24 protein-coding genes are annotated in these 23,375 nt (G+C 43.2%); 9 read left to right on the plus strand and 15 right to left on the minus strand.

The annotated features are described in order from the left end of the window. The first annotated feature begins 77 nt into the window (after positions 1-77). On the plus strand, positions 78-401 hold the full coding sequence (locus tag ACX1N5_RS08940) for a cupin domain-containing protein (RefSeq protein ID WP_458801804.1): 324 nt from the start codon (positions 78-80) through the stop codon (positions 399-401). A 170-nt stretch (positions 402-571) separates the two neighbouring features. Here the strand turns inward: ACX1N5_RS08940 and ACX1N5_RS08945 are convergent, their stop codons facing one another. Both ACX1N5_RS08945 and ACX1N5_RS08950 read right to left on the minus strand, forming a co-directional pair. Then, positions 572-1,954 (minus strand): dihydrolipoyl dehydrogenase, encoded by a 1,383-nt coding sequence (locus ACX1N5_RS08945; RefSeq protein WP_458801802.1) that lies wholly within the window; start codon positions 1,952-1,954, stop codon positions 572-574. Positions 1,955-2,225: 271 nt separating this feature from the next. Next, the gene (locus ACX1N5_RS08950; protein ID WP_458801800.1) at positions 2,226-2,561 is read right to left on the minus strand and encodes a protein tyrosine phosphatase family protein; all 336 of its coding nucleotides are present in this window, start codon (positions 2,559-2,561) and stop codon (positions 2,226-2,228) included. A 200-nt stretch (positions 2,562-2,761) separates the two neighbouring features. Here ACX1N5_RS08950 and trxC point away from each other — a divergent pair, with 200 nt between their 5' ends. Further along, positions 2,762-3,187, plus strand: coding sequence for a thioredoxin TrxC (gene trxC, locus ACX1N5_RS08955; protein WP_131379370.1), 426 nt, complete (start codon positions 2,762-2,764; stop codon positions 3,185-3,187). Positions 3,188-3,250: 63 nt separating this feature from the next. Next, positions 3,251-3,619: an acyl-CoA thioesterase gene (locus ACX1N5_RS08960; RefSeq protein WP_131379722.1), complete on the plus strand. Its 369-nt coding sequence runs from the start codon at positions 3,251-3,253 to the stop codon at positions 3,617-3,619. A 59-nt stretch (positions 3,620-3,678) separates the two neighbouring features. On the opposite strand, the gene ACX1N5_RS08965 is transcribed toward ACX1N5_RS08960, so the two are convergent. After that, positions 3,679-4,167: a YajQ family cyclic di-GMP-binding protein gene (locus ACX1N5_RS08965; protein ID WP_116727373.1), complete on the minus strand. Its 489-nt coding sequence runs from the start codon at positions 4,165-4,167 to the stop codon at positions 3,679-3,681. 90 nt (positions 4,168-4,257) lie between these two features. Here ACX1N5_RS08965 and ACX1N5_RS08970 point away from each other — a divergent pair, with 90 nt between their 5' ends. Further along, a complete protein-coding gene (locus tag ACX1N5_RS08970) occupies positions 4,258-4,569 on the plus strand; it encodes a rhodanese-like domain-containing protein (RefSeq protein WP_004754119.1) in 312 nt (103 codons plus the stop codon). Positions 4,570-4,631: 62 nt separating this feature from the next. Here the strand turns inward: ACX1N5_RS08970 and mnmC are convergent, their stop codons facing one another. From mnmC to ACX1N5_RS08990, 4 genes are read right to left on the minus strand one after another with little or no spacing between them, the layout of a single operon-like run. Then, positions 4,632-6,512, minus strand: coding sequence for an FAD-dependent 5-carboxymethylaminomethyl-2-thiouridine(34) oxidoreductase MnmC (gene mnmC, locus ACX1N5_RS08975; RefSeq protein WP_458801797.1), 1,881 nt, complete (start codon positions 6,510-6,512; stop codon positions 4,632-4,634). A gap of 17 nt (positions 6,513-6,529) precedes the next feature. Further along, on the minus strand, positions 6,530-7,030 hold the full coding sequence (locus ACX1N5_RS08980) for a hypothetical protein (protein WP_131389023.1): 501 nt from the start codon (positions 7,028-7,030) through the stop codon (positions 6,530-6,532). 4 nt (positions 7,031-7,034) lie between these two features. Continuing rightward, positions 7,035-7,337: a YciI family protein gene (locus ACX1N5_RS08985; protein ID WP_004754116.1), complete on the minus strand. Its 303-nt coding sequence runs from the start codon at positions 7,335-7,337 to the stop codon at positions 7,035-7,037. Between the two features lie 13 nt (positions 7,338-7,350). Continuing rightward, positions 7,351-7,965: a septation protein IspZ gene (locus tag ACX1N5_RS08990; protein ID WP_004754114.1), complete on the minus strand. Its 615-nt coding sequence runs from the start codon at positions 7,963-7,965 to the stop codon at positions 7,351-7,353. Positions 7,966-8,009: 44 nt separating this feature from the next. Here ACX1N5_RS08990 and ACX1N5_RS08995 point away from each other — a divergent pair, with 44 nt between their 5' ends. Further along, positions 8,010-8,861 carry a PHP domain-containing protein gene (locus ACX1N5_RS08995; RefSeq protein ID WP_458801794.1) on the plus strand — a complete coding sequence of 284 codons (852 nt, stop codon included), beginning with the start codon at positions 8,010-8,012 and terminating at the stop codon, positions 8,859-8,861. 106 nt (positions 8,862-8,967) lie between these two features. On the opposite strand, the gene ACX1N5_RS09000 is transcribed toward ACX1N5_RS08995, so the two are convergent. From ACX1N5_RS09000 to radC, 3 genes are all read right to left on the minus strand, one after another. Continuing rightward, positions 8,968-9,591 (minus strand): glutathione S-transferase family protein, encoded by a 624-nt coding sequence (locus tag ACX1N5_RS09000; protein WP_458801792.1) that lies wholly within the window; start codon positions 9,589-9,591, stop codon positions 8,968-8,970. Positions 9,592-9,654: 63 nt separating this feature from the next. Next, the gene (locus ACX1N5_RS09005; protein WP_458801790.1) at positions 9,655-10,566 is read right to left on the minus strand and encodes a bestrophin family protein; all 912 of its coding nucleotides are present in this window, start codon (positions 10,564-10,566) and stop codon (positions 9,655-9,657) included. A 10-nt stretch (positions 10,567-10,576) separates the two neighbouring features. Beyond that, positions 10,577-11,326 (minus strand): RadC family protein, encoded by a 750-nt coding sequence (gene radC / locus ACX1N5_RS09010; RefSeq protein ID WP_458803636.1) that lies wholly within the window; start codon positions 11,324-11,326, stop codon positions 10,577-10,579. Positions 11,327-11,389: 63 nt separating this feature from the next. Between radC and coaBC the strand changes: the two genes are divergently transcribed. After that, positions 11,390-12,640, plus strand: a complete 1,251-nt coding sequence (gene coaBC, locus ACX1N5_RS09015; protein WP_131379359.1) for a bifunctional phosphopantothenoylcysteine decarboxylase/phosphopantothenate--cysteine ligase CoaBC — start codon at positions 11,390-11,392, stop codon at positions 12,638-12,640. Positions 12,641-13,040: 400 nt separating this feature from the next. Here the strand turns inward: coaBC and ACX1N5_RS09020 are convergent, their stop codons facing one another. Together ACX1N5_RS09020 and ACX1N5_RS09025 are read right to left on the minus strand one after the other, a co-directional pair. Then, the gene (locus tag ACX1N5_RS09020) at positions 13,041-14,390 is read right to left on the minus strand and encodes an MATE family efflux transporter (RefSeq protein WP_458801786.1); all 1,350 of its coding nucleotides are present in this window, start codon (positions 14,388-14,390) and stop codon (positions 13,041-13,043) included. 18 nt (positions 14,391-14,408) lie between these two features. Beyond that, positions 14,409-14,867 (minus strand): DMT family transporter, encoded by a 459-nt coding sequence (locus ACX1N5_RS09025; protein ID WP_458801784.1) that lies wholly within the window; start codon positions 14,865-14,867, stop codon positions 14,409-14,411. A gap of 110 nt (positions 14,868-14,977) precedes the next feature. On the opposite strand from ACX1N5_RS09025, the gene hemW reads away from it, so the two are divergent. After that, on the plus strand, positions 14,978-16,132 hold the full coding sequence (gene hemW / locus ACX1N5_RS09030; protein ID WP_458801782.1) for a radical SAM family heme chaperone HemW: 1,155 nt from the start codon (positions 14,978-14,980) through the stop codon (positions 16,130-16,132). A 49-nt stretch (positions 16,133-16,181) separates the two neighbouring features. Here hemW and ACX1N5_RS09035 read toward each other — a convergent pair whose 3' ends face one another. Then, positions 16,182-16,796 (minus strand): LysE family translocator, encoded by a 615-nt coding sequence (locus tag ACX1N5_RS09035; RefSeq protein ID WP_458801780.1) that lies wholly within the window; start codon positions 16,794-16,796, stop codon positions 16,182-16,184. 198 nt (positions 16,797-16,994) lie between these two features. On the opposite strand from ACX1N5_RS09035, the gene ACX1N5_RS09040 reads away from it, so the two are divergent. Next, positions 16,995-17,921 carry a Dyp-type peroxidase gene (locus ACX1N5_RS09040; RefSeq protein ID WP_458801778.1) on the plus strand — a complete coding sequence of 309 codons (927 nt, stop codon included), beginning with the start codon at positions 16,995-16,997 and terminating at the stop codon, positions 17,919-17,921. 54 nt (positions 17,922-17,975) lie between these two features. Here the strand turns inward: ACX1N5_RS09040 and ACX1N5_RS09045 are convergent, their stop codons facing one another. Beyond that, positions 17,976-19,799 carry an acyl-CoA dehydrogenase C-terminal domain-containing protein gene (locus ACX1N5_RS09045; protein ID WP_458801776.1) on the minus strand — a complete coding sequence of 608 codons (1,824 nt, stop codon included), beginning with the start codon at positions 19,797-19,799 and terminating at the stop codon, positions 17,976-17,978. A 222-nt stretch (positions 19,800-20,021) separates the two neighbouring features. Here ACX1N5_RS09045 and ACX1N5_RS09050 point away from each other — a divergent pair, with 222 nt between their 5' ends. After that, positions 20,022-22,331 (plus strand): hypothetical protein, encoded by a 2,310-nt coding sequence (locus ACX1N5_RS09050; protein ID WP_458801774.1) that lies wholly within the window; start codon positions 20,022-20,024, stop codon positions 22,329-22,331. A 53-nt stretch (positions 22,332-22,384) separates the two neighbouring features. On the opposite strand, the gene aroE is transcribed toward ACX1N5_RS09050, so the two are convergent. Then, entirely contained in the window at positions 22,385-23,173 is a 789-nt protein-coding gene (gene aroE, locus ACX1N5_RS09055) for a shikimate dehydrogenase (RefSeq protein ID WP_458801772.1), read from the minus strand. Positions 23,174-23,375 lie beyond the last annotated feature (202 nt).

The following is a 23,375-nucleotide window of genomic DNA, read 5'->3' on the forward strand; positions in this document are numbered from 1 at the left end:
AAAAAGTATTTAGTATAAGGCTATAACTACAAATAACTGTTAATGTGCTATTAGTTCATAATCGAATCGTCTTTACTATGAATTCATTTAACATATTTGATTCACTTCCGAAAGATTTAAGTTCAGAAGTGTTTGAGGACATTGTTCATTCTTCAACAGTAAGAATTGAGCGTATAGTTTCAAAAGGGCATTGTTCACCAGATATAGGTTGGTATGATCAGGATGAGAATGAATGGGTCATGATTGTTGAAGGAAAGGCCATCTTGGAATTTGAGAATGGTTCAAAATGTGAGTTGTCCACTGGCGATTACATAAATATTCCTGCCCATGTCAAACATAAGGTGATCTGGACGAATCCAAATCAAATTACCATTTGGCTTGCTGTCTTCTATAAGTTGTAAACAATGGTATCAAAAGCCATTTAAGTGGCTATCTCAACTCTCGTAAGAGTGACTTATGAATCGTTTAGATATTTTTAAAGCAGCTTAATATAAAGAGAGTCTAAATTTTAAATCAATTAACCCAATTACTTTTCTAATTATTTAAAAAATAATCAAAATGCAAAAACTACTTACAGAGCATTTAATTGCCGCCAAGCATGCTTCAATGCAGTTCTTAAACCTTCTTCCAAAGTTGGATGATAAAACGGTTTTTCTAAAATTTCATCAATTGTGAGCTGTTCAGAAATGACCCAGTTGAGTAAATGTGCTAAATGTTCGGCTGCTTCGACCAGTAATTCTGCACCAAGTAACTGGTTATTTTGGGGATCAACATATACCTCAACAGCTCCTTGATTTTTGCCTAGAACCAAAGCGCGTGCTTGTTTGGTATAAGAGGCTGTACCAACAATAAAAGGAATATTTTTTGCTTGAAGCTCTTTATAGTTTTGCCCCACACTTGCCATCTCAGGAGAGCAAAAAATAATATTTAAAGGCGTTAAGGTCTTAATATTTTGAATTTCTGGGTAATTTAAGCAGTTATGTACAGCCATTTTACCTTCATGCGCCGCTTCATGTTGTACGGGAGTCGTTGTAGCTGCATCTCCAACAATAAAAATCGGGTAATTGCTAAGTTGTCGGGTTTTTTCATCAATCGGGAGTTGTTTGATATCCTGAAAACTTGCTTCAATATTTGCAAGTTGCAGGCTTGGTAACAATGAGCGTCGACCTGTAGCATTTAATAAATAATCGACATGAAGTGTTTGTGGTTGTTGTTGCTGTGTATATTGAATCTCAACCTGCTGGTCAGCATTCAATTGTACGGTGTCTGGTAAGGTTTCAAATAGAATATTCAGCTCTTTGCTGAGTTCTTGTTGTGCCAGTTGTTGTAGTGTTGGACTGGTTAATTGCCCAATGCGTTTACTCCGTGCAAAAATGGTGGTTGTCACACCTAAACGCTGCAAGGCTTGTGCTAGCTCAATAGCAATAATGCCACTTCCCACCACAGCAATAGATTGAGGAAGGGTCTCAAGTTCAAAGATTTGGTCTGAGGTGAGATGACGTTCGCCTAGAGCCGTTTGCCATGCGGTATTGATATTCGGTGTGGAGCCAACTGCGAGAATAAAACTTTTCGCCTGATAGCGTTGTCCATTCACTTCAATTGTTTGAGCGTCTACAAAATGTGCTTGCCCATTGATTTTATGTGCAGCATTCCAACTGTCGACATCTTTGAGTGTAGCATCTGTAAAACGATCACGTAATTGACGTACATGTGACATAACTCGATCAGTTTTGGCCGTGATAGTTGCCTGAACAGCAACCCGATCTAGATGTTGTGCTGCATGGAGTTGATTGGCGCAGGAAATTAAGACTTTACTGGGCATACATCCAACACGGGCACACGTTGTGTCCCAAGCACCTGCATTAATAATTAACAGGTTTTGCGTGTATTTAATTGCTTCTTTATAGGCACTAATACCTGCTGTGCCAGCACCAATAATAATCAAGTCGTACATGTTGTTATTCTAACGTATGGATTCCTTTATAAAACTATAAAGGATATTCACTTCTTTCAGGTGGCAGATTGCATTTTTTAACAATACTGCGTTTTAAATACTTGTACCGATCATAATGCTGGCTCTTGGCTTGGTGGTATCCATACTATTGCAGGCGGTGAGTAATGTCAGACAACTTAAGCTGATTACAATCCATTTCATGATCGTGATTCTCCAAATCTGCATTTAAAATTCTCCTGTATTGCAAGGTTGCAATACAGGTAGTCTGGATTTAGTCGTCAAGCAAATCCATTTGTTTCGCAAGTTGGTATAAGTTGTTTGAACGGTTACCAGTACGACAGAACATTAAAATCGGTTTTGGTAACTCATTGTAATGATTTGCAAAAGTACGTACATCTAGCTCTGTGATTTGCCCTGCAACAACAGGTTGATAGACATAGTCTAAACCAGCTTGGCGTGCAGCTTCTTCGATTTGTGCACTGGTTGGCTGTTCAGCACCACCTTCTAAATCTGGGCGGTTGTTGACGATAGATTTAAAGCCTTTTTCTACAATTTGTGCAACGTGCTCAGGGGTGATCTGGCCTGTAAAACCGACATTTTCAGTCATGCTTAACTCCAACTGGGTTTGATTTTGATTGGTTTATCATAGCATTAACCTTATTGTGATAGCGCAAACTCTCGCTGTAATTTGATGATGAAACGTTAAATCAGGTTAAGGTTAGGTGATTTTTTCTTGGGCTAAGTGTTTTAATTTTGAGGTTTTACCCTCATTGTTATACCAATAAAGATAATTGAGGAGATTGGCTCATGATCGTGGTATGTCCAAGCTGTTTAGCTAAAAATCGTGTGCCTGAAGAAAAACTGGCAGCACAGCCACATTGTGGTCAGTGCCATCAGGTTTTATTGCCATTGGCGCCGATTGAACTGAATGAACAAAATTTCAGTACAGTTTTACAAAACAGTGATTTGCCGATTTTTATTGATTTATGGGCGGATTGGTGTGGTCCATGTAAGATGATGGCACCACATTTTGCTGAAGTTGCCAAGCAGTACCCTAATGTGATTTTTGCCAAGATTAATACCGAGCAGAATCCACGTTTAAGTCAGGCATTTCATATTCGTAGTATTCCGACATTAGTTTTGATGAATAAAACCAACGAAATTGGTAGAATAAGCGGTGCATTACGTTCTAGCGAATTAAAACAATGGCTAGATCAACAACTAATGAAATAGGGAGCAGAAGTGCCAAATTCAAGCATAAAACCAGAAGGGATATTGTCATTACAAACCATTGCTATGCCAGCAGATACTAACTGGAGTGGTGATGTTTTTGGCGGCTGGATTGTTTCGCAGATGGATTTGGCGGGAGCGATTCATGCCGAGCGTTTTAGTAAAGGACGTTGTGCTACGATTTCTATTCATGAAATGACTTTTCTCGTGCCTGTGAAGGTCGGTGATGTCGTAAGCTGTTATACCAAGATTCTCAAGGTCGGTAATACCTCAATTCAGATGCAAATCGAAGTTTGGGACAGCCATGATAGCTCACGTGAACCGAAACGCATTACCCAAGGGCTATTTACCTTTGTTGCAGTCGATGCAGAAGGGCAGAAGCGCCAGATTCCAGAAGAAGCCAAACAGAAATTTTTAAGTCAGACAAAAGCTTAAATATGAGATGTTAAAAATCCCCGTAAAATGAATTACGGGGATTTTTTATACAACAAGGTTTAATCTTTAAAGTTGTTGAACTGCAAAGGTAGACCAAACTGCTGTTCGCGAAGGTAGTTCATTACTTGTTGTAATGTATCTCGCTTTTTGTCAGTCACACGAATTTTATCGCCCTGAATTGAAGACTGCGCTTTAATACCGCTCTCTTTAATAGATTTATTAATTTTTTTCGCAGTATCTGAATCTAGCCCATCTTTGAGCTTGATCACCTGTACAACGTTTTTGCCAGAGGCTGTGGCTTTTTGTGGGTCAAGTGCCTGAACATCAATTTTACGTTTGTAAAAGTGGTTTTCGAGCATGCTATAGACCTGTTCACATTGGAAATCGCTTTCAGTCGAAATTTTAATTTCTTTTGATTTTTCATTGAGTTCAATTGAAACATCCTGACCACGAAAATCAAAACGTGTTGCAATCTCTTTTTGTGTATTTTGTACAGCATGATTGACTTCAAATAGCTCAAGTTCAGATACAATATCAAATGATGGCATGTTGAGACCTTTACAAATGGATGAAATATTTGAGATGCTAAGAGGGTTTTCTTCATTTGCCAAGTGTTGTTTATATCAAAGGAGTGCGCAATGATCCGTAAACAAGAAATTACAACATTTGAGTTCCCAGAAGACGCGGTCATTTGGGATGTTCGTGATGCTGCTGCCTATGCAGAAGGTCATATCAAAGGGGCAATCAATCAGCCTATTAATGACTTGAATATCAGCTGCTTAACTCAAGTGGGTGCGGGTCAGCCAATTTATATTCTTTGTGGCGGCGGCAGTAAAGCCCCACGTGCAGCTGAAAAACTGGAGGGTTTTGATAGCGGTCGTGAATATGTGATCCTGATGGGTGGAACACGTGCAGCAAAAGAGGCGGGTCTACCAATCGAACAAAATTAAAGCAAATAAAAACCGCACCTTAGCTAAAGGTGCGGTTTAAAGAAAAATAATTAAAATAAATTTTACAATTCTTTTTTCTCGTCGGTTTTCACTTCTTTCACAAAATAGGGCTTTTTGACCTTCGATTTTTTCTGAAAACGTTGTAGCTGTAATTTTTGACGTAAAGTCATCGGTACAGGACAAGCCTCTCCAAGAATCTCAGCCGCTAAAATCTCAGCACACAACGGTGCATATAAAAAGCCTTTTGAGCCTAATCCTGCAAAGCTATACACTTCACGTTCAGCATTCGGTTTACCTAGCAATGGAAAATAATCCTGACTTTGTGCACGTAACGAGGCACGTCCTTGCCAAGAGTCGATCGCTGGTAGCATTGCGGCATATTCTGGGCTGAGCTGCTGCAATAATTCCAGATTATGCTGATGGTCAGCTTCAAGAACATCAACATCATCCCGCTGTGGATGAAACGATGCGCCTAGAATTAGTTCTTGCGCATTGAGCTGCATACAATAGCCACCATAGCTATACGCTTGATCTGTCGCTAAAGGTTGCGCTGCATTGTTAACCCAGCTGACTTGCCCACGAATGGGTTTCAGTACAGGGTAGTTTTCAAAGAACTGGGTATTATCTAGCGCACAGCAGACAATCACGTGGTCTGCTTCAAGCAATACAGAGAGCTGTTGATCCAGCAACTGAACTGGTGTGTTATGACTCAATGCTGTGATGTGTTGTGGGTGAAAATGAATATTCTTATGTGCCAAAATCTCATCGCGCAGTTGATGTGGGAACACAGCACCTGCCTGAGTTAAAGTAATCCCTGAGAGCACGCTGTTAAATTCAGGATGCGTTTGTGCTGTCAGTAAACCTTCAGGATATTGGTCAGGCAGTTTTGCCAGCTCACCATTGGCTTTGAGATCAAACTGGCTGACCTGTAACGGGCGAAAGGCTTGAAATTGTGGATAATGCCGTAGGGCATATTGCCAGCTCACCAACATCAGATGTTCATGGCTTTGCTCAATTGGGCAAAACTTTGGGTTGAGCAAGGCTAAAGGGTTGCCTGAACCGCCTGAGAGTGGACCATTGCCATCAAACAGATGTACCTTGTGACCACGCTGTGCAAAAGCCCATGCCGTAGATAAGCCCGCAATCCCTGCGCCTAAGACCGCAATGGTTTTTTGAGTCAGTTTGGGTTGTAGCTGTTGCGAGGTCTGTTCTTCGGTTGCCCAAATGCCTTTGAGCATTTCCCGCTTATGCATAAAACCGCGTGGACGAGAAATCTGTATGCCATGCTGCTTTAAGCCACGTTTGAGGATACCTGCAACACTAAACGAGGCAAAAGTTGTACCGATATCTGACAGTCGGATAATTTGATCCAGTACATTTTGTTGCCACAGCTCAGGATTGCATGAAGGTGCAAAGCCATCTAAAAACCAAGCATTAACCTGACAGGTTTTCGGCATAATCGGAAACACGTCTTCGGCATCGCCGAGCCATAAATCGAGGCTAAAGCGTTCTTCTGGAAAATTAAGGCGATGACAGCCTGAAATCGGTAGGGGATATTGGGCAAGTAGCTGCTCAGCCAAAGGACGCAGCTCTTCCCATGCATTGAGCGCTCGAATCAAGTCAGTTTTGGATAGTGGAAATTTTTCAACACTGATGGCATGCAAATGACTGTGATTGTCAGGGCGTACTTGTTGCCACAGTTGCCACAACGCCAGAATATTTAAACCTGTACCAAAACCTGTTTCACCGACACAAAAATATGCATAGTCATCAAGCTGTGAGAGACGTTCAGTTAAATCATTGCCATTGAGAAAAACGTGGCGAGTTTCGAGTAAGCCATTGTCTTTGGAAAAATAGACATCACCAAATTGTTTGGAAATGGGCACATCAATGCCATCGACCTGTTGCCAATCCAGCTCAGCCGTTTCAATTGCACTAAACATGCAAAATTACCTCAGATTTACCACTGGCGACGACGTTTGGTATGAATATAACTTGCGAGCAGAAAGCCGATTAATACCCCAACGCCCATGGTCGCTGCACCATACATAAAGATTTGAGCGCTACGTTCACTTTGTAACACCTGAACCTGTACATTTAAATTGTCATTTTTAAGCTGGAGGGCCTGGTTTTGTGCTAACGCATCCAGATTAGCTTTTTCCAATTGTTGCATACGCGTCGATTGGTTTTTGACTAATGCTTTAATGCGAGCATCTTCTTCGGCTTTTTTCTGGGCAATTTGTGCAGGCGTCAGCTCCATGATTGGAGCAGGCTGATTGAGTTTGACAGCCGCAGGTTTGGCTGCGGGCTGTGCAGGTGTAGCAGGTTTTTGTGTTGTCGGTGGGGCTGTTGCTGTTGTACCCGTGGGTGCAGCAGCTTGCGGCTGAGTTGCTGTTTCAACAGCCCATGCTGAAGAACTAAGCAGAAGCAAGCTGAGTAAGCTTGGTACAACAACACGCATGATTTTATCCTTTTGGGAAAACTTGAATGAAAGGTTTAACGTCAACCTGACTATAAACCCCTGCTTTGAGATAAGGTTCTTCTTTCAGCCAGTCGTCGAGATCTTCGCGAGAATCAAAATCAACGATCAGGGTGCTGCCATAAAATCCTGCTTGTGGATTACCTGGCTGTTTTGGCATAGGGCCCGCAAGAATCAGACGACCTTCAGCATTGAGCTGTTCAAGGCGAGCCAGATGTGCAGGGCGGGATGCAATACGTTGTTCAAGAGTACCTTCATGGTCGGTACAGGATACTACAAATAAAGCCATAATCTTCTCTGATTTACTCTTCTGGAGATTTGAAATGTTTTCGTAATACGACAAACTGGATAATGATAAAAGAAAACATCACGATCATGTCACCAAATGCAGTAAATTCTCCCCAATATTTGCCATGTGCAAATAAAAATGCGAAGAACACATGTAAACCTGACATCACCACAAACATTGCTGCCCATGCATAGTTGAGTTTTTTCCATGCCGATGAGGTCAGCTCAAGGATCGGGCCGAACATGCGCTGAATCAGGGTATTACGATCTTTGGTAAAAAATGGAGAGAGTGCAAATGCACCTGCAAAGACCAGATTTAAAAGTGCGGCTTTGAGACGAATATAAAAATCATCGCTCAAGAGTAAGGTGACGCCCCCAAAAATCACCGTCATAAACAGCACGATCCATTGTTGTTTATCTAAACGGAATTTTTGGAAAACAAATAATGCACCGTAAACCACTAACATGGAAATAATTAGACCTGTGGTTGCTGCCAGAATATTATTATTGTCGATCCCGCCTGGTGAACCAATCAAAGTGAGTAAAGGATGATGTTTATCGGTCGGATCAACAGTCTTATATAAGTAAAAGAAAATAATGAGCGGCACAAAGTCTAAAAGTGCTTTCATGTTAGAGTATCTAATCCAGTTTCAAGAATGGCATAGTATAAAATATGCAGGTGATAGATTTACATACACATAGCAACATTTCTGATGGGACTTTGTCACCAGAAGCGCTTTTGGCACTGGCTGCCGAACGTAATATTGATGTGCTTGCCTTAACTGATCATGATTCGATGCAGGGAATTGAACGGGCAAGACAAGCGGCTGAGCAATATGGTATCTCGTTAATTTCGGGTGTGGAAATTTCCAGCCAGTGGTCACGTCCTGCCACCAAGAAAAGCTATAGTGTGCATATTGTCGCGCTGAATATGCAAAATCCTGAACCTTTAGAATATGTTTTAGAACAGCAGCAGAAAATTCGGGCTGAACGTGCCCAGCGTATTTGTGAAAAATTGCAGCAATTGGTCAAAATTGATTTATATCCTGAAATTTTACTGGAAGTTGAGCAACAGCCTGATCGGATTACCCGCAGCCATATTGCCAAAGCCTTACTCAAAAATGGTGTAGTCAGCCGTTTGCAGCAAGCTTTTGATCGCTTCTTAAAAGAAGGTAAGCCTGCGTATGTCAAGTTTGATGGTTTGAGTATTCAAGATACCGTACAGTCGATTCATGAAGCACAGGGTTTTGCTGTACTGGCTCATCCGACCCGTTATGATTTGTCTGCGACCAATACTCGATATTTGATTGATTTATTTGCCCAGAGTGCAGGAGATGCCGTTGAACTTGCACCTGAAATAGATTCATTGTCGACTCGGCAAATGGTTGATCGCATGATTGCGCAAAACAATTTAAAGGTCTCTATCGGCAGTGATTTTCATGGTGAACATATGCCATGGCTCAAGCTTGGACAAGCACCACGTCCAAGACCTGAACAGGTGGGGATTTGGGAGAGCTTTCGCTAAAAGCTAGCGTGACATGTCCCAAATGCATTTTCTGATTGATTCGGAAAGCCTTACAAGATCGCTTTCTGATGGATATGTTGATCTTGTAACCAATGCTTGGACTGAATTAATTCTGGCCGTTATTACCCCAGCGCAGATATGCTTCACGCTGACTGAGTAATTCATAATAACGCTTCACCTGTGGGTAATCTGGTTTGTCAAAAGGAGTTAAGTACCAACGCTGTACCGATAACCCAATTACGATATCGGCTAAAGAAAAATGCTCGCCTGTGATATAAGCCCCTGTTTTTTCCAGTTGTTGCTCAACCATCTTCATCATTTTGCTCCATGCCTGAATGCTCTTTTCCACCAGCTTTGGATCTTGATGGTCAGGCGAATGACGAAACAAATTCATCAGGGCATACGTCCAGCTGTTATTCAGCTCAATGCCTTGCCAGTCAATCCATTGATCGATGATGGCACGTTGTTTGACGTTGGTTGGATAAAGGTTTTGCCCCGCATAAGCATTGGCTAAATAACGAATAATTGAATTGGACTGCCACAGTACAAAATCACCATCAATGATCACAGGAATGGTGGCATTGGGGTTGAGTTTGACAAATTCTGGTGCTTGAGGCGACTGAAAACCACGTCCCCAATCTTCACGTTCATAGGTAATATTTAATTCATCGCAGAGCCAAAGCACTTTGCGGACATTGATTGAGTCGGCTCGACCTAAAATTTTAATCACAGCATCATTCCTTGAGTGGTTATTGAATTGAAAAAATGCTCATGTGAGCATTTAATGATTTTTTTATAGCAAATTATGATTGTCTACCTGAATCGGGGCAGGGATTGGCTTACCCAGTGAACTTAGTAATTCACGCTCGATGAGGCGTACAATCGAATCTAGTGGCAAATCGTTGTCTTGAGTGCCAAACGGCTCTTCAAGTTCGGCGCTGAGCATGTCGAGCCCCAAAAACAAATATGCTAGAATCCCGACAAATAGCGGTGTCCACAAGCCTAAAATTGACTCTAGACTAAAAGGCAGCAGAAAGCAGAAACAATACACGGTACGGTTCAGCAACACCGAATAAGAAAAAGGTAAGGGGGTGCTGACAATTCGGTCACAGCCAGCCTGAACATTGCCCATATCCACTACATGACTGTTGACTTGTTGATACAAAATATCGCTAATTTCGCCGTCTTTAAGAGCTTGCATCAGCTCCCACTGAATCAGCCCCAATGTATATTGTGGTGCGTTCAAATGCTGATTGAGCCGTTCCACAGCATGTTCATTTAAACGCCCTGTTTCAAGTAGTTGGGTCGGGTTGGCGGTTTGATGGCGCAAACGGTCACGTAGCATGTTGGCAAATACAATCACATGGTGAATCACGCGTTCACGGCGTGCGTGCGACAAGACGCGCGTATCACGGTCCATATGGCGGGCATTGGCAATCAATGCACCCCAGAGTTTGCGACCTTCCCACCAGCGGTCATAACAGGCATTGTTGCGAAAGCCCAAAAAGATCGACAGAATGACCCCGAAAATGGTAAAGCCAATCGCAGGAACTTGTGGCACATGCAACATGCCATAATAGGTCAGTGTTGCAGTCACTGTGGAAGCCAGCATCACTACCGCTAAAGACGGCAGGACTTTGGGTAAAATCGTCCCTCTCCAAGAAAATAACAGGTTAAAAATATTACTTTTATCACGGATAATCATAAGGTTTCTATCACTTGTTCAGCTCTGAAGGAGAAGGCAAAAGCTGTTGCTCCGCGAAAGAGAATGAACCTGTTGGTGAAATAATGCAATGGTCAAGTAATTGGATTTCAAGCAGTTGGCAGGCAGTAGCAATCTGCTTTGTCAATTCATAATCGGCGGATGAAGGCTGTGCTACACCAAAGGGATGGGTGTGGGCAATCACGATATGTACAGCGTGTTGAGAGATGGCATAGCGCAGCAGTTGATTGATGGAAATGCTGCAGTGTTGTAGTGAACCAAAGAATAATTTCTTAAAGTCGAGTTTATGTAATTCGGCATCCAGACACAGTACCGCAAACACTTCCTGTTTTTCACCTTGCAGTTCATAGCGTAAATAGTCCATGACCAAGGTCGATGAATCCAGTGCTTGGCGCAGTGACCGATAGCTCTGGCTCAAATAACGCCGTCCCAGTTCCTTGACTGCCATAAGCTGTGCGTATTTTGTTGGGCCAATGCCGTGAAAATTGGATAAATCGTTCAGTGAAGCATCAAAAACAGGCGCAAGCCCTTCAAAATGCTGAATCAGAACACGGGCAAGCTCTACGGCAGAATATTGCTGTGAACCTGAGCGCAGAAAAATGGCCAGTAATTCGGCATCGGATAAACTGCTCGCACCTTGGTTTAATAATCGTTCGCGTGGGCGTTCCTGTTCGGGCCATGATTTAATGCTAGATAAACTCATATTTTTTAATTCTAAATAAATCGTTGTTGTTTTTCCCATGACTTGGGATTCGTTATATTTAATGCTATTGTGAGCGCCACTGCAACACAAAGGTAGCCCCTCGTGAGCTTTGATGTAAGCGTAATTTCAAGCAAAAACATTCTGTTGGCTGTAACCGGCGGTATCGCTGCATACAAAAGCGCCATTCTGGTTCGCCGTCTAAAAGACTACGGTTTTAATGTCCGTGTGGTGATGACTCATGGCGCGCAAGCGTTTATTACCCCACTCACTTTTCAGGCACTTTCAGGCAATACTGTACATACCGAATTGCTCAATCCAGAAGCAGAAGCGGGAATGGGGCACATTGAACTGGCACGTTGGGCTGACCTGTTACTGGTTGCACCTGCCAGTTGTGACACGCTGGCCAAGTTTGCACATGGTCTAGCCGATGATCTGCTCAGCACCTTATATCTGGCAATCAAAGCGCCTGTCTGGGTGGCTCCTGCCATGAACCAGCAAATGTGGGCAGCCAAAGCCACCCAGCGTAATTTGCAGATGCTGGTTGAAGATGGTGTGCATGTGATTATGCCTGCGGCAGGGTCGCAAGCCTGTGGTGATGTTGGTTTGGGACGTATGCCAGAACCTGAGTTTTTGGCAGAGCAGGTCAAACTGTATTTTCATCAGACTCAGCGTGCAATTGCTGAAAAATTTGGTTTACTGGCAGGCAAACGTGTGGTGATTACCGCAGGACCAACCCGTGAAGCGATTGATCCTGTACGTTATATTTCGAATCATAGTACAGGTAAAATGGGTTTTGCCTTAGCCAGTGCCTGCTATGCTGCAGGGGCAAAAGTTACTTTAATTGCAGGCCCTGTGAGCCTCGATACGCCAAATGGTGTGCAACGGGTGAATGTACATTCAGCTTTAGAAATGCTGGATCAAAGCTTGCAGCAGCTTGAATATGGCTGTGATATTTTTATTGCCACGGCTGCGGTAGCAGATTACCGTGTGGCGCAGGTTGCCGAGCATAAAATTAAAAAATCGGGCGATGAACTGGATGTTTCATTGATTAAAAATCCCGATATTGTCGCAACTATTGCTCAGCAGCAGAAACGCCCGTTTATGGTGGGTTTTGCCGCAGAAACTCGCAATGTTGAAGAATATGCCGCAGGCAAACTGGTGGCGAAAAAACTGGATATGATTGCCTGCAATGACGTGTCACGTAGCGACATTGGTTTTGCTTCCGATGAAAATGCCATGACGGTATTTTTTGCACAAAAGCATGCGTTACCAAAACGTGACCTTGCCAAAGCCAGTAAGCAGGAAATCGCACAGCAGTTGGTCGAAGCGATTGCGGATGCTTTAGTGCATTAAGTTTCGACTTTCTCAAGCCATAAAAAAACCGCATCTGTCATGGATGCGGTTTTTCTTTGAATGATCATCTGATTTTGATATCAGAATTTTAGAAAAAATAGGATTTGCAGAAACGTCAGTTGCATGTTTGAGGTCAGGACTACTTTTTAAATATATTGTATTTGCAATACATTAATAAAATGCTGGTATTTGATCGAGTTTGCAACTGACAAATGGTTTTGCCTACTTTTCCCAAAAGAAAAGTAGGTCGAACCTGAACAAGATTGAAATATATTTCAATCGCAGTGCAAGACGTAGTGGGTTAATCATAAAATATGAGTCAAATCAGAAAGATTTATTTTTAATTATTTCAATATCTTAAGTTATATAGTTTTAACTGTAAGTTGAGTAACAACATGGATTAAGCTTGCACTTTTAAATGCTGATTCATACGATATAACCGTCCAAGCAACAGCACACATGCCACTGCCAAACCTACAATCAGACTAATCCAGATGCCCTGTGGTCCCATGTGTTGATAGCGAATCCAGTAAATACTCAGCGGTAACGCCACCACCCAATAGGCCAGCAAGGTGATCCACATCGGGGCTTGGGTGTCTTGCATCCCTCGTAGACAGCCTGCGGCACTGACTTGCCATGCATCCATCATTTGATAGGCGATACAGAAAAACAGCAAATACACGGTCACCTGCGCCACGGTAGGGTCACTGGTATAGAGCGCTGTAATTTGGTTGTGAAACAGGGCAATAAAACTCATGGTCAGACAGGCCATACCTGTGGCGGTCATTAAACCGAGTTTTTGCACTTTACGCATGCCTTCCCAGTTTTTCTCACCATAATACGTGCCTACCCGAATGGTCAGGGCAATGGCTAGTGACATCGGGATCATAAACAGTTGCGACGTCACCGAAATTGCAACCTGATGCGCGGCAATAATGGTATCGCCGAGTGGGCTTAAAATAATTGCGCCCGTTGAGAAAATACTGACTTCAAAAAATACCGCCAGGCCAATCGGGACACCCAAGGCCAAAATACGTTTTGGGATGGCTTTGTCGAGTGTTTCCCAAACGCTGAAAATTTTATGGTTTTGATATTTTTTGGCTTTCCAAATATAAACCGCCAAAGTTGCCAGCATCAGCCATTGTAAAATCGCGGTGGCGAAACCACAGCCCGCACTGCCTAAATGTGGAATCGGGCCGATACCATACATAAAAATATAGTCGAGCGGAACGAGAATCACCAGAGACAACAAACTAATCACGGTCACAGGGCGCGGATAGCCCAATGCTTCAGAATAACAACGTAGTGCCGTGTATAAAGTGATCGCAGGCATACCAAAACCAACAGCATGTAAAAACAGGCTGGCTTTAGGCATCAAATCTACAGGAACTTTAAATAACGGTAATAACAGCGGCATAAACTGGAGTAGTAACAACGCTAAAATGCCAAGTAGCCCTGCAACCCATAATGATTGGCGGACAATATGCGGAATCTGATGCTCCTGCCGAGCGCCCAGTGCTTCAGCAACTAAAGGTGTGGTCGCCAGTACAATCCCTGTAAACATCAGCATGACAGGAATCCAGATCCCGACACCAACTGCAATAGCAGCCAAATCGCTGGCAGATAAATGCCCCGCCATAATGGTATCAATCAGCCCTAAACCCGCTTGGGCAAACTGGGTAATCAGAATTGGAATCATAAGGCTAAACAGACGTTTAAGTTCCACGCCTGTCGAAGGAGTTTTTAGCACTGAAAATACTCAAATAAATTAGCGTTGTAGAGTAAGTAATACACCGACAAAAATTGCGACGGCTCCGCAAACACGTTGCCAAGAGATCGGGACACGTTCATTACCAAACCATGCAAAGTGATCCAGTAAGATTGACATACTAATTTGACCAAACAGTACCAAACCAGAAAAGGTCAAAAAGCCCAGTTTAGGGGCAGTATAAATGCTCACGCTGATGGCATAAACCCCCAAACAGCCACCAAACCACAAATACCACGGCAACAAACTCAAGGTCTGCCACTGCGGATAATTTTTGGTAAAAAATAGAACCAGTAGCAATAACGTCAGTGTGCCAACACTAAACGAAATCAATGCGGCATGTAGCGCTGACTCTAAGTGTTCACGTAAGGCACTGTTGATGGCAGTTTGAATGGTCATTGCAATGCCAATGCCAAAGGCAAGCGGGCACAACCATAACAGATGGACTGAAAGTTTCATGGCTGCTCCTTGCTATTGTTATTTTCATTTCAGTGTAGCATTGCCCAGCGGCTTTTATGCGTCAGACATGCTAAAATCTACGATGGTTTTTCTCATTTTAGGCTGAGTTCTTGAGCTTGTTTAATCCGCAAAATATTCCGCTGTCGCTGTACATTCATATGCCGTGGTGTGTGCGTAAATGCCCGTACTGTGACTTCAATTCGCATGCCGTACCCGATGGCAAACTGTCACTGGACTTGGAGCAGGAATATTTACAGGCGTTGGTTGCAGATTTTGATACGCAGATTGAATGGGCACAGGGACGCGAGATTCAGAGCGTATTTATTGGCGGGGGAACGCCGTCACTTATTTCAGCGGCAGGTTACCAGTGGTTATTTACTGAGTTAAAACAACGTCTGAATTTTGCTGCGGATTGTGAAATCACCTTGGAAGCTAATCCAGGCACACTGGAGCATCAACCTTTTGCCGATTATTTACAGGCAGGTATCAACCGTTTGTCGATTGGGGTACAAAGCTTTGACAATGCCCATTTGCAGCGTTTGGGGCGGATTCATAGCGGCGATAATGCAGAAAAAGCCATTCAGCAGGCGAGAGCAGCAGGTTTTGAACGGGTCAATGTGGATCTGATGCATGGTTTGCCGCAGCAAACCCTTGAGCAAGCCTTACTGGATTTACGCTTGGCGGTGGAATGTGGTGCAACGCATGTATCTTGGTATCAGCTCACCATTGAACCGAATACGGTATTTTTCCGTACTCAGCCACTTTTACCCGATGAAGATGTGTTACTTGAGATTCAGCAGCAAGGTGAAGATTATTTAAGAGCCCAAGGTTTTATCAATTATGAAGTGTCCGCATGGCGTAAAGAATTACCTTCACGACATAATCTGAATTACTGGCAGTTTGGGGACTATCTGGCGATTGGGGCAGGCGCTCATGGTAAAGTCACGCAGCCCGATGGCATTTACCGTTTTCAAAAAAGCCGTTTACCGAAGGATTATCTTGCCAAACTGCCTGCACCTGCGTTGCAGTGGCAACGGATTGAAGATGAAGATCTGCCTTTTGAGTTTATGATGAATGCATTGCGTTTAAACGAAGGTGTTCCGAGTGAGTTTTACCAGCAGCGTACAGGGCTGCCATTTTCCAGTGTTGCAGCAAGCGTTGAAAAGTTACAGCAACAGGAATTGATGCTTGCTGATGCTAAGCGACTGGCATGTACCAACAAAGGGCATTTATTTTTAAATAGCGTGCTGGAAGAGTTTTTATAAATTTGGCTATAAAAAAAGGGGCAAAACGCCCCTTTATCATGTGTATATTTTAACGCTTACTGAATGCCAGTTTCAGGGCAAACAAGACAAAAACGGTGCCTGTAATACGGTCAATGCTCTGCACGATTTTTGGCTGTTTCAGATATTTGGCAAAAGGCTGTGAACCGAGAATAAGGAAAGTTGACCAGATCAGCGTCAACAGAATATGAATCAGCACCAACAACATGATCCACGCGGTTGCAGCATGCTGATTGGGCACAAACTGCGGTAAAAATGAAATATAGAAAATTCCGACTTTGGGATTGAGCAAATTACTCAGGCAGCCTTTGAGTAACCAGTTTTGCTGCGTAGTTGTATCTTGCTCCAAATTGCCCAAGTGCTGACGCGGGTTGTGCAGCATTTGTACCCCGAGCCAAGTCAGATAAATCGCCCCTGTCCATTTTAGTAAGGTAAAGGCAAGGACCGAGCTACTCAGTAATGCACCTAGCCCACAGGCAACCACCAATCCCCAGACCAAACACCCCAGATTAATTCCAATCGCTGCTTGTAAGGCTTTTTTCCGACCTTCCATCGTAGCGGTACGCAAAATCAGCGTGGTATCCAGCCCAGGGGTAATCGTTAGTAAAGTAATCGCAATCAGGTAAGAAATCAGCAGGGTAGTCACAAGGTTGTGTGACCTTTAGGTTGGGAAAATGATTGTTACTTTGATTTTAACTGGATTGTGCAAAATCACAATTCTGTAGTAACACATGAAAGGGATCTGTTTAGAGCAAAAAATATTATCAAAAATAGCCTATTAAGCAATGAATGCTTCGGGCAGAATGATGCGAACGATAAATTACAATAGTGTTTAGGAGCCTTCATGACTGCTCAATCCGTGATTTTGCCATTACCTTCAGATCATGCGCGTTTTCTTGTGGTTCGCTTGAACCAGCTCAGTCTTCATGATTTAAAAAAACAACTAGAGAAATTTTTCTCGGAACGAGATCGTCTGATTACTCAACATCCAAATGAACAAATCAAAATCGCAGTGGCCTTTGGCCCTGACTTGTGGAGTCAGCTGCATAGCACCATGCCAGCAGGATTCAAGCAGCTTGATCCACAAGCAGGTGCGTTTAACATGCCTGTACAGCCTGCTGATATACTGATTCATATTGCCAGTCAGCGTACCGACATCTGTTTTTCTTTGAGTCAGACCTTCTTTAATGGCATTCAGGACAAAGTGGAAGTCCTTGATGAACGAGCCTGTTTTCGCTATCTCGATGGGCGTGATTTAACGGGTTTTATTGATGGGACAGAAAATCCACAATTTAAGGATGACCGTGAAGAAACCGCATTACTTGGGGCAGAAGCAGGTGAGTTTGCAGGCGGCAGTTTTGTGTTTGCACAGCGTTATGTACATGATCTGGATAAATGGCGCCGTTTAAAAGTCGATGTTCAGGAACAGGTAATCGGACGCACCAAGCTTGAGTCGATTGAACTGGACGATGAAGCTAAACCTGAAAATGCCCATATTGCCCGTACCGTGGTTGAAGATGATGAAGGTGAGGAACTTGAGATCTTGCGCCACAGTCTACCGTATGGCGATGGGCATGGTGATCAGGGACTATTTTTTATCGCTTATACCAAAGATCTGACTCGTATTGATCGGATGTTGCAGCGCATGTTTGGAACCAGTGGCGACGGAATTCATGACCGCTTATTGCATTTTGTGACTGCGGTGGACGGTGCTTATTATTTTGCGCCATCAGAGCGGTTACTGGAACAAGTACTCGATTTAGACGATTAAAGTGATCCAATAAAAAGAGCGCATTAAGCGCTCTTTTTATTTCGAAATCATGGCTTAGTAATCAAAACTAAAATGTTCAACAGGTAAGCCAATCAGACTTTTTGATGGGGTCACCGCAGATTCGGCATGTCCTTGGGCACGCGGCAAAATACGGTCAAAGTAGAAATCTGCCACTTTGATTTTGGCTTTATAAAACTCGATGGTTTCTGCACCGTCACCTGCTTCGATTTTTTCAGAAGCAATCGCGGCTTGTTGTGCCCAGAAATAGGCCATCATCACATAACCCGAGAACATCAGGAAGTCGACAGAAGCAGCAGATACTACATCGCGGTCTTTGCGTGCTGCCAAGAAGATTCGTACAGTAATCGCATTCCACTGTGCGCAAAGTTTTGTTAAATCCCAGATAAAGCGGCGCAAGTATTTGTTACGGGCATGCCGTCCTGAGAATTTCAAAATCTCGGCAGTATAGTCACGAATGATTTTACCTTTAGATGAGAGCAGTACTTTACGACCAATCAAGTCGAGTGCCTGAACGCCAGTTGTCCCTTCATACAAGGTTGAAATACGGGCATCACGGACGATTTGCTCCATACCCCATTCTTTAATATACCCATGTCCACCAAAGACCTGCATGCCATGATTGGCTGCTTCAAAGCCCAGTTCAGTCAGGAAACCTTTTAAAATCGGGGTGTAAAAACCGAGTTTGTCATCATAGGCTTCGAACTCTGCCTGATCACCACGTTTCAAGGCATCGTTCATTTTGTCGGCAAGCTGTGCAGCATAATAGATCATGGCACGCCCACCTTCAGCGATGGCTTTTTGGGTCAATAACATGCGACGGACATCGGCATGATGAATAATCGCATCGGCAGGTTTGTCAGGGTCTTTCTTACCAGACAGAGCACGCATCGACATACGCTGTTTCGCATATGGCAGTGAACCTTGATAAGACAATTCTGCATGGGCGATCCCTTGTACTGCTGTACCAATTCGCGCCGTGTTCATGAAGGTAAACATGGCATGCAAGCCCTTGTTGGGTTCGCCAATCAAGAAGCCTTTAGCTTGATCAAAATTCAGCACAGTTGTGGCAGATGCGTTGATTCCCATTTTATGTTCAATCGAACCGCAATTCACTGCATTACGTTCGCCCACACCGCCATCGGTATTTGGCAAGAACTTCGGCACAATAAACAGGGAAATACCTTTAGTTCCTTGTGGCGCATTTGGTAAACGTGCTAGCACAATATGCACAATATTTTCAGTCAGGTCATGTTCGCCTGCCGAAATGAAAATTTTGGTGCCTGTAATATCATAGCTGCCATCGGCATTAGGCTCGGCTTTGGTTTTGACTTGACCAAGGTCAGTACCACACTGCGGCTCGGTCAAACACATGGTACCACTCCATGTTCCTGCTACCAGATGTGGCATATAAGTGGTTTTCTGCTCAGGCGTGCCAAACTGCATAATGGTATTCATACAGCCCATACTTAAACCCGGATACATGGTAAATGACCAGTTGGCTGTACCCATCATTTCGGATTTAATCAGGTTGAGCGACATGGGTAAATCTTGCCCACCAAATTCTTCAGGGTAAGACAGGCCTTGCCAGCCACCTTGGACAAACTGATCGTAGGCTTCTTTATATCCTTTTGGTGTGGTGACGACACCATCTTTAAAATGACAGCCTTCATCATCACCCGTTTGATATAACGGTGCGAGGACATTTTCACAATAATCTGCTGCCCCTTCCAAAATCATATCGACTGTGTCTTGGTCAATATTTTCAGCATTGGAGAGGGTTTTATAGTGCTCAGGATAATGAAATACCTCATTCATGAGGAAACGTATGTCACGTAGGGGCGCTTTATATGTGGTCATAAGGCAAATATCCTAATTTTTATTGCGTTCTGATGGATTTCATTATTCATAACCGTGTACTAATTACATTGATAGCCTGACTTGCAAGTGCTGTCAATAAGGCAAATTGGCTGGGCTGAATTACATAAAGCTATTATTTGTATATCGTTTTTTTGTTAAGGTATCTCCGAAAAATCGCAATATAGCGATAAGTCGATATAACAAAACGGAAAACAAGTGATTATGAAACCACAGTATTTAACATGTTGTTTGTTAGGTTTAAGTGTAGCAGGTTGCTCACAACATTTTATTCAGCCTTCTCAAAAAAAACAGCAGATTCAGGAGCGTACCGTTCATGCAGTCAGTGCAATCTATGAGAATTCGGGCTTTGATTTTAAAGGCAATCTCAATTTTGATGTACAAGATAGTTTATCTGTATTAAAGAGAAAACCTGAATTAAATCATGAGCTAAAAGACAAATTAAATCATTATTTGAGCGCACAGCAAATCAATTTATCTGCCGAGCAGCGTCAGCAGCTTGACTTTGCCTTGCTCCAGGAACAACTGCAAAACGGCAAGCAAAAGTGGTCACGTCTGCTTACAACAGGTTTCAATTTCTTACAAGATTTTCAAGTGAATTATCAGGGTGGCGTTGATTATCGCGATCAGGTGGCGGGCATGAACCTGACGGCTCGTTATCAGACTCCAAGTTTACAAATGCAGCTTACTTATCCGCTCATCGTTGACTTGAAACAGGCTAAATTCTATACCAACGTTTTTGCATTTATGCCATTTTTGGCTGCCCCAGAACAGCGTGACCAGTTGATGTATTTTGACCTGTCTAAATTTAAAGGCCAGTTCAATCGGCTGGATATGCGCTTGTTGGTTGATTACCTGAAACAAAGCAATGCGTTGCCTTATATTCTGGCAACACCAGAACAGTTGACCCATGTTAGCGTAAGTGCCGCTGAACGCCAGCAGGGTGTTGTCGAAAAAATACAATTGCATACTTCTCTTGAGGAATATGTTGCGCAAAGTCTGAGTTATGCCACGGTCAATAGCGCTTATTTGACTCAGCATTTGCTCAGTGATAAACCTGTCAGCGCAGACGTCAAACCAGTTGATTTAAACCGTATGACGCCACAAGAGCAGGCAGATTGGGCCTATGCTTTATGGAAAGATCATGCGGCAGTTGAAACTGAAAATTCTGGTGAATCAGATACTAAAGATCAAGAGCCTACGGCAGCTGTGACAGCTCATGATGATGTAGAAGATGTAGCTGAAGTGGATCATCCGATTGCTGCAGCTGCTAAAAATGAGCCAACTGATGCAGAGGATAGGGCGACAATAGCCGCATCGGCAGAACCAGCCGATGATCAAACAAATTTAGCGGCTGAAAGCGATTCAGTTGAGCTTTCTCATGAACAGTGTGTTGTATTACAAAAGCAAGCGAAGGCAGTGAGTGTAGGGCAATATCAAACCTGTCTGGATGAAGGTGTTGATCTGTTTGCAAGTCAGACACAAGATGACCAACTTGCAGAACAATTGGCCAAAACAGGTACGAATGTATTTAAAGTGGTGGAACTGTTTAAAGGTCAATCATCGGAAAAATTTGTTAGCGCTACAGATTTTAAAACCCAGTGGCAAGCCAAACAACCTCAAATTCAGGCGTTGCTGGCAAACGTAGAACAGCGTAACCCGTTAGTGATTGAGGTCGGCATTGACCGTCAGGGGCGTGCTGTCACTACCAATTATCAGGCACAATTAAAAGCCGATTCGATCAATAAGACTTTACATATCCGCTCGAATAACCAGTGGAGCAATTATGGTCATCCGAAAAATATTGACCGTGACGGAATGCGAAAAGCTAAATCCTTTGACGAAGCGGCGCAAGGCACGGTATTACAGGAAAAAGCTGAGCAATTTAAACGGCTATTTGGGCAACACAGTTGGGATGAGCAAATTCAGCAGCTTGCTAACCAAGCGTATGCACAAAACCATTCGTATATAAAAACCTATCAGCTTGTGTATGGCATGTTATTGTCGCTGAAATATCCGAAAATCATGCAGCATTATTCGGCACAGGACATTCAAGAGATTGCACTGGTCATGGCGTATTATGACGGTCAGGAAAATGGTAGCTACACGCCAAAAGGTCAGGAGCTGGCAAGAATCAAACAGCTGATTAAAAAACACCAGCTCAATTCAAGAACATTCTATAAGGTTGATGCGACACCGATTGTGAAAAAAGCGCAGCGTCAGGCGGGAGTGAGTAAGCAATGGGCCATTATTCAAAAATCATATAGCACTCCGGAGTCACGTTTTGCCAAGCTATATGAAGTCAGTTATTTAAACGCACATAATGAGGAGCAAGCCACGAATGATTTGAAGCATCTGGCAAATCGTTTGGGTAAATTTTATGTGCAGTCACGTCAGAAGTTACCGAACCTGAGCAGTATTCAACAGGTGAGTAGTACTGAATATTTATATATGGATCAAGATGTATTTAAGTCTGTGTATGTGCAGATTCTACAAAGTTCAAAACAGAAATAACAACGCAATCACATGGCAGGCAACCTTAAGGTTGCCTGTTTTTTTTATCGGGTTTAGAGGAAATCTCTCAGTTCGGGTTTAACACCATTCCAGATTTCAAAGGCTTCAACCGCCTGACCAACCAGCATGCCAAAACCATCGCTATATGGGACCTGGCGCTGTGCAGCTTGATCGAGAAAACTGGATGGTTTGCCGTATGCCATTTCATAAGCATGGCTGAATTTTAACTGCTCTGGCAGTTGCAAAGCATCGCCTGACAGGCTGGCGGATGTAGCATTAATTACCAAGTCGAAGTCGCCGCTTAGCTGATCTAAACCAGTGGCAGATAATTCGGTATCGGGTACAGCTTGTTGTAAGTCAGTAATCAGTTGTTCTGCGCGAGCCAAGGTACGGTTGGCAATCACGATTTGTTTTGCGCCCGCTTGGGCCAATGGATAAATCACGCCACGGGTTGCACCGCCTGCACCTAAAATCAGAATTTTACTATTTTTAAGTGACCAGCCTAGCGCCAAAATAGCATTGACTAAACCCTGACCATCAGTATTGTCACCGTGCAGTTGTCCATCTTGCATCCATAAGGTATTGACTGCTTTGGCAATTTTGGCACGTTCAGTGAGCTGTTGGCACAAGGCAAAGGCTTGTTCTTTAAAGGGTACGGTGACATTTAAACCGATACCACCTGCCTGAAAGAAATCTTTAATGTTGTGTTCAAAGCCATCAAGAGGAGCAAGACGCTTCTTGTAAGTGAGATCGATACCTAATTTTTGTGCAAAGGCATGATGTAGTTCAGGAGAGCGCGAATGTTCGATTGGATTACCAACAACAGCAAACTGTTTGCTCATGTTTTGATGTCCATGCGGTGAAAAAATTGCCCTCAATATACGTGAATTTTCACCTTGAAAAAACCTGTTTATGGATTACAGATGCCTTCAATTTTTTCCCAGAGTAGTGCCAAAACTAGACTGATGAGAAGCATACTTAGCATAATGCTGAAAAGAATGGATACGCTGTCAGAAATGTGGTTGTTAAATGTGAATGTAGCTG

The sequence above is a fragment of the Acinetobacter sp. ANC 4636 genome (assembly GCF_054454555.1).

Excerpts from the sequence above, each read along its gene's own strand:
- ACX1N5_RS08940 (WP_458801804.1), top strand. The coding sequence starts at position 78 with ATGAATTCATTTAACATATTTGATTCACTTCCGAAAGATTTAAGTTCA.
- ACX1N5_RS08945 (WP_458801802.1), bottom strand. The coding sequence starts at position 1,954 with ATGTACGACTTGATTATTATTGGTGCTGGCACAGCAGGTATTAGTGCC.
- ACX1N5_RS08950 (WP_458801800.1), bottom strand. The coding sequence starts at position 2,561 with ATGACTGAAAATGTCGGTTTTACAGGCCAGATCACCCCTGAGCACGTT.
- trxC (WP_131379370.1), top strand. The coding sequence starts at position 2,762 with ATGATCGTGGTATGTCCAAGCTGTTTAGCTAAAAATCGTGTGCCTGAA.
- ACX1N5_RS08960 (WP_131379722.1), top strand. The coding sequence starts at position 3,251 with ATGCCAGCAGATACTAACTGGAGTGGTGATGTTTTTGGCGGCTGGATT.
- ACX1N5_RS08965 (WP_116727373.1), bottom strand. The coding sequence starts at position 4,167 with ATGCCATCATTTGATATTGTATCTGAACTTGAGCTATTTGAAGTCAAT.
- ACX1N5_RS08970 (WP_004754119.1), top strand. The coding sequence starts at position 4,258 with ATGATCCGTAAACAAGAAATTACAACATTTGAGTTCCCAGAAGACGCG.
- mnmC (WP_458801797.1), bottom strand. The coding sequence starts at position 6,512 with ATGTTTAGTGCAATTGAAACGGCTGAGCTGGATTGGCAACAGGTCGAT.
- ACX1N5_RS08980 (WP_131389023.1), bottom strand. The coding sequence starts at position 7,030 with ATGCGTGTTGTTGTACCAAGCTTACTCAGCTTGCTTCTGCTTAGTTCT.
- ACX1N5_RS08985 (WP_004754116.1), bottom strand. The coding sequence starts at position 7,337 with ATGGCTTTATTTGTAGTATCCTGTACCGACCATGAAGGTACTCTTGAA.
- ACX1N5_RS08990 (WP_004754114.1), bottom strand. The coding sequence starts at position 7,965 with ATGAAAGCACTTTTAGACTTTGTGCCGCTCATTATTTTCTTTTACTTA.
- ACX1N5_RS08995 (WP_458801794.1), top strand. The coding sequence starts at position 8,010 with ATGCAGGTGATAGATTTACATACACATAGCAACATTTCTGATGGGACT.
- ACX1N5_RS09005 (WP_458801790.1), bottom strand. The coding sequence starts at position 10,566 with ATGATTATCCGTGATAAAAGTAATATTTTTAACCTGTTATTTTCTTGG.
- radC (WP_458803636.1), bottom strand. The coding sequence starts at position 11,326 with ATGGGAAAAACAACAACGATTTATTTAGAATTAAAAAATATGAGTTTA.
- ACX1N5_RS09025 (WP_458801784.1), bottom strand. The coding sequence starts at position 14,867 with ATGAAACTTTCAGTCCATCTGTTATGGTTGTGCCCGCTTGCCTTTGGC.
- ACX1N5_RS09040 (WP_458801778.1), top strand. The coding sequence starts at position 16,995 with ATGACTGCTCAATCCGTGATTTTGCCATTACCTTCAGATCATGCGCGT.
- ACX1N5_RS09045 (WP_458801776.1), bottom strand. The coding sequence starts at position 19,799 with ATGACCACATATAAAGCGCCCCTACGTGACATACGTTTCCTCATGAAT.
- ACX1N5_RS09050 (WP_458801774.1), top strand. The coding sequence starts at position 20,022 with ATGAAACCACAGTATTTAACATGTTGTTTGTTAGGTTTAAGTGTAGCA.
- aroE (WP_458801772.1), bottom strand. The coding sequence starts at position 23,173 with ATGAGCAAACAGTTTGCTGTTGTTGGTAATCCAATCGAACATTCGCGC.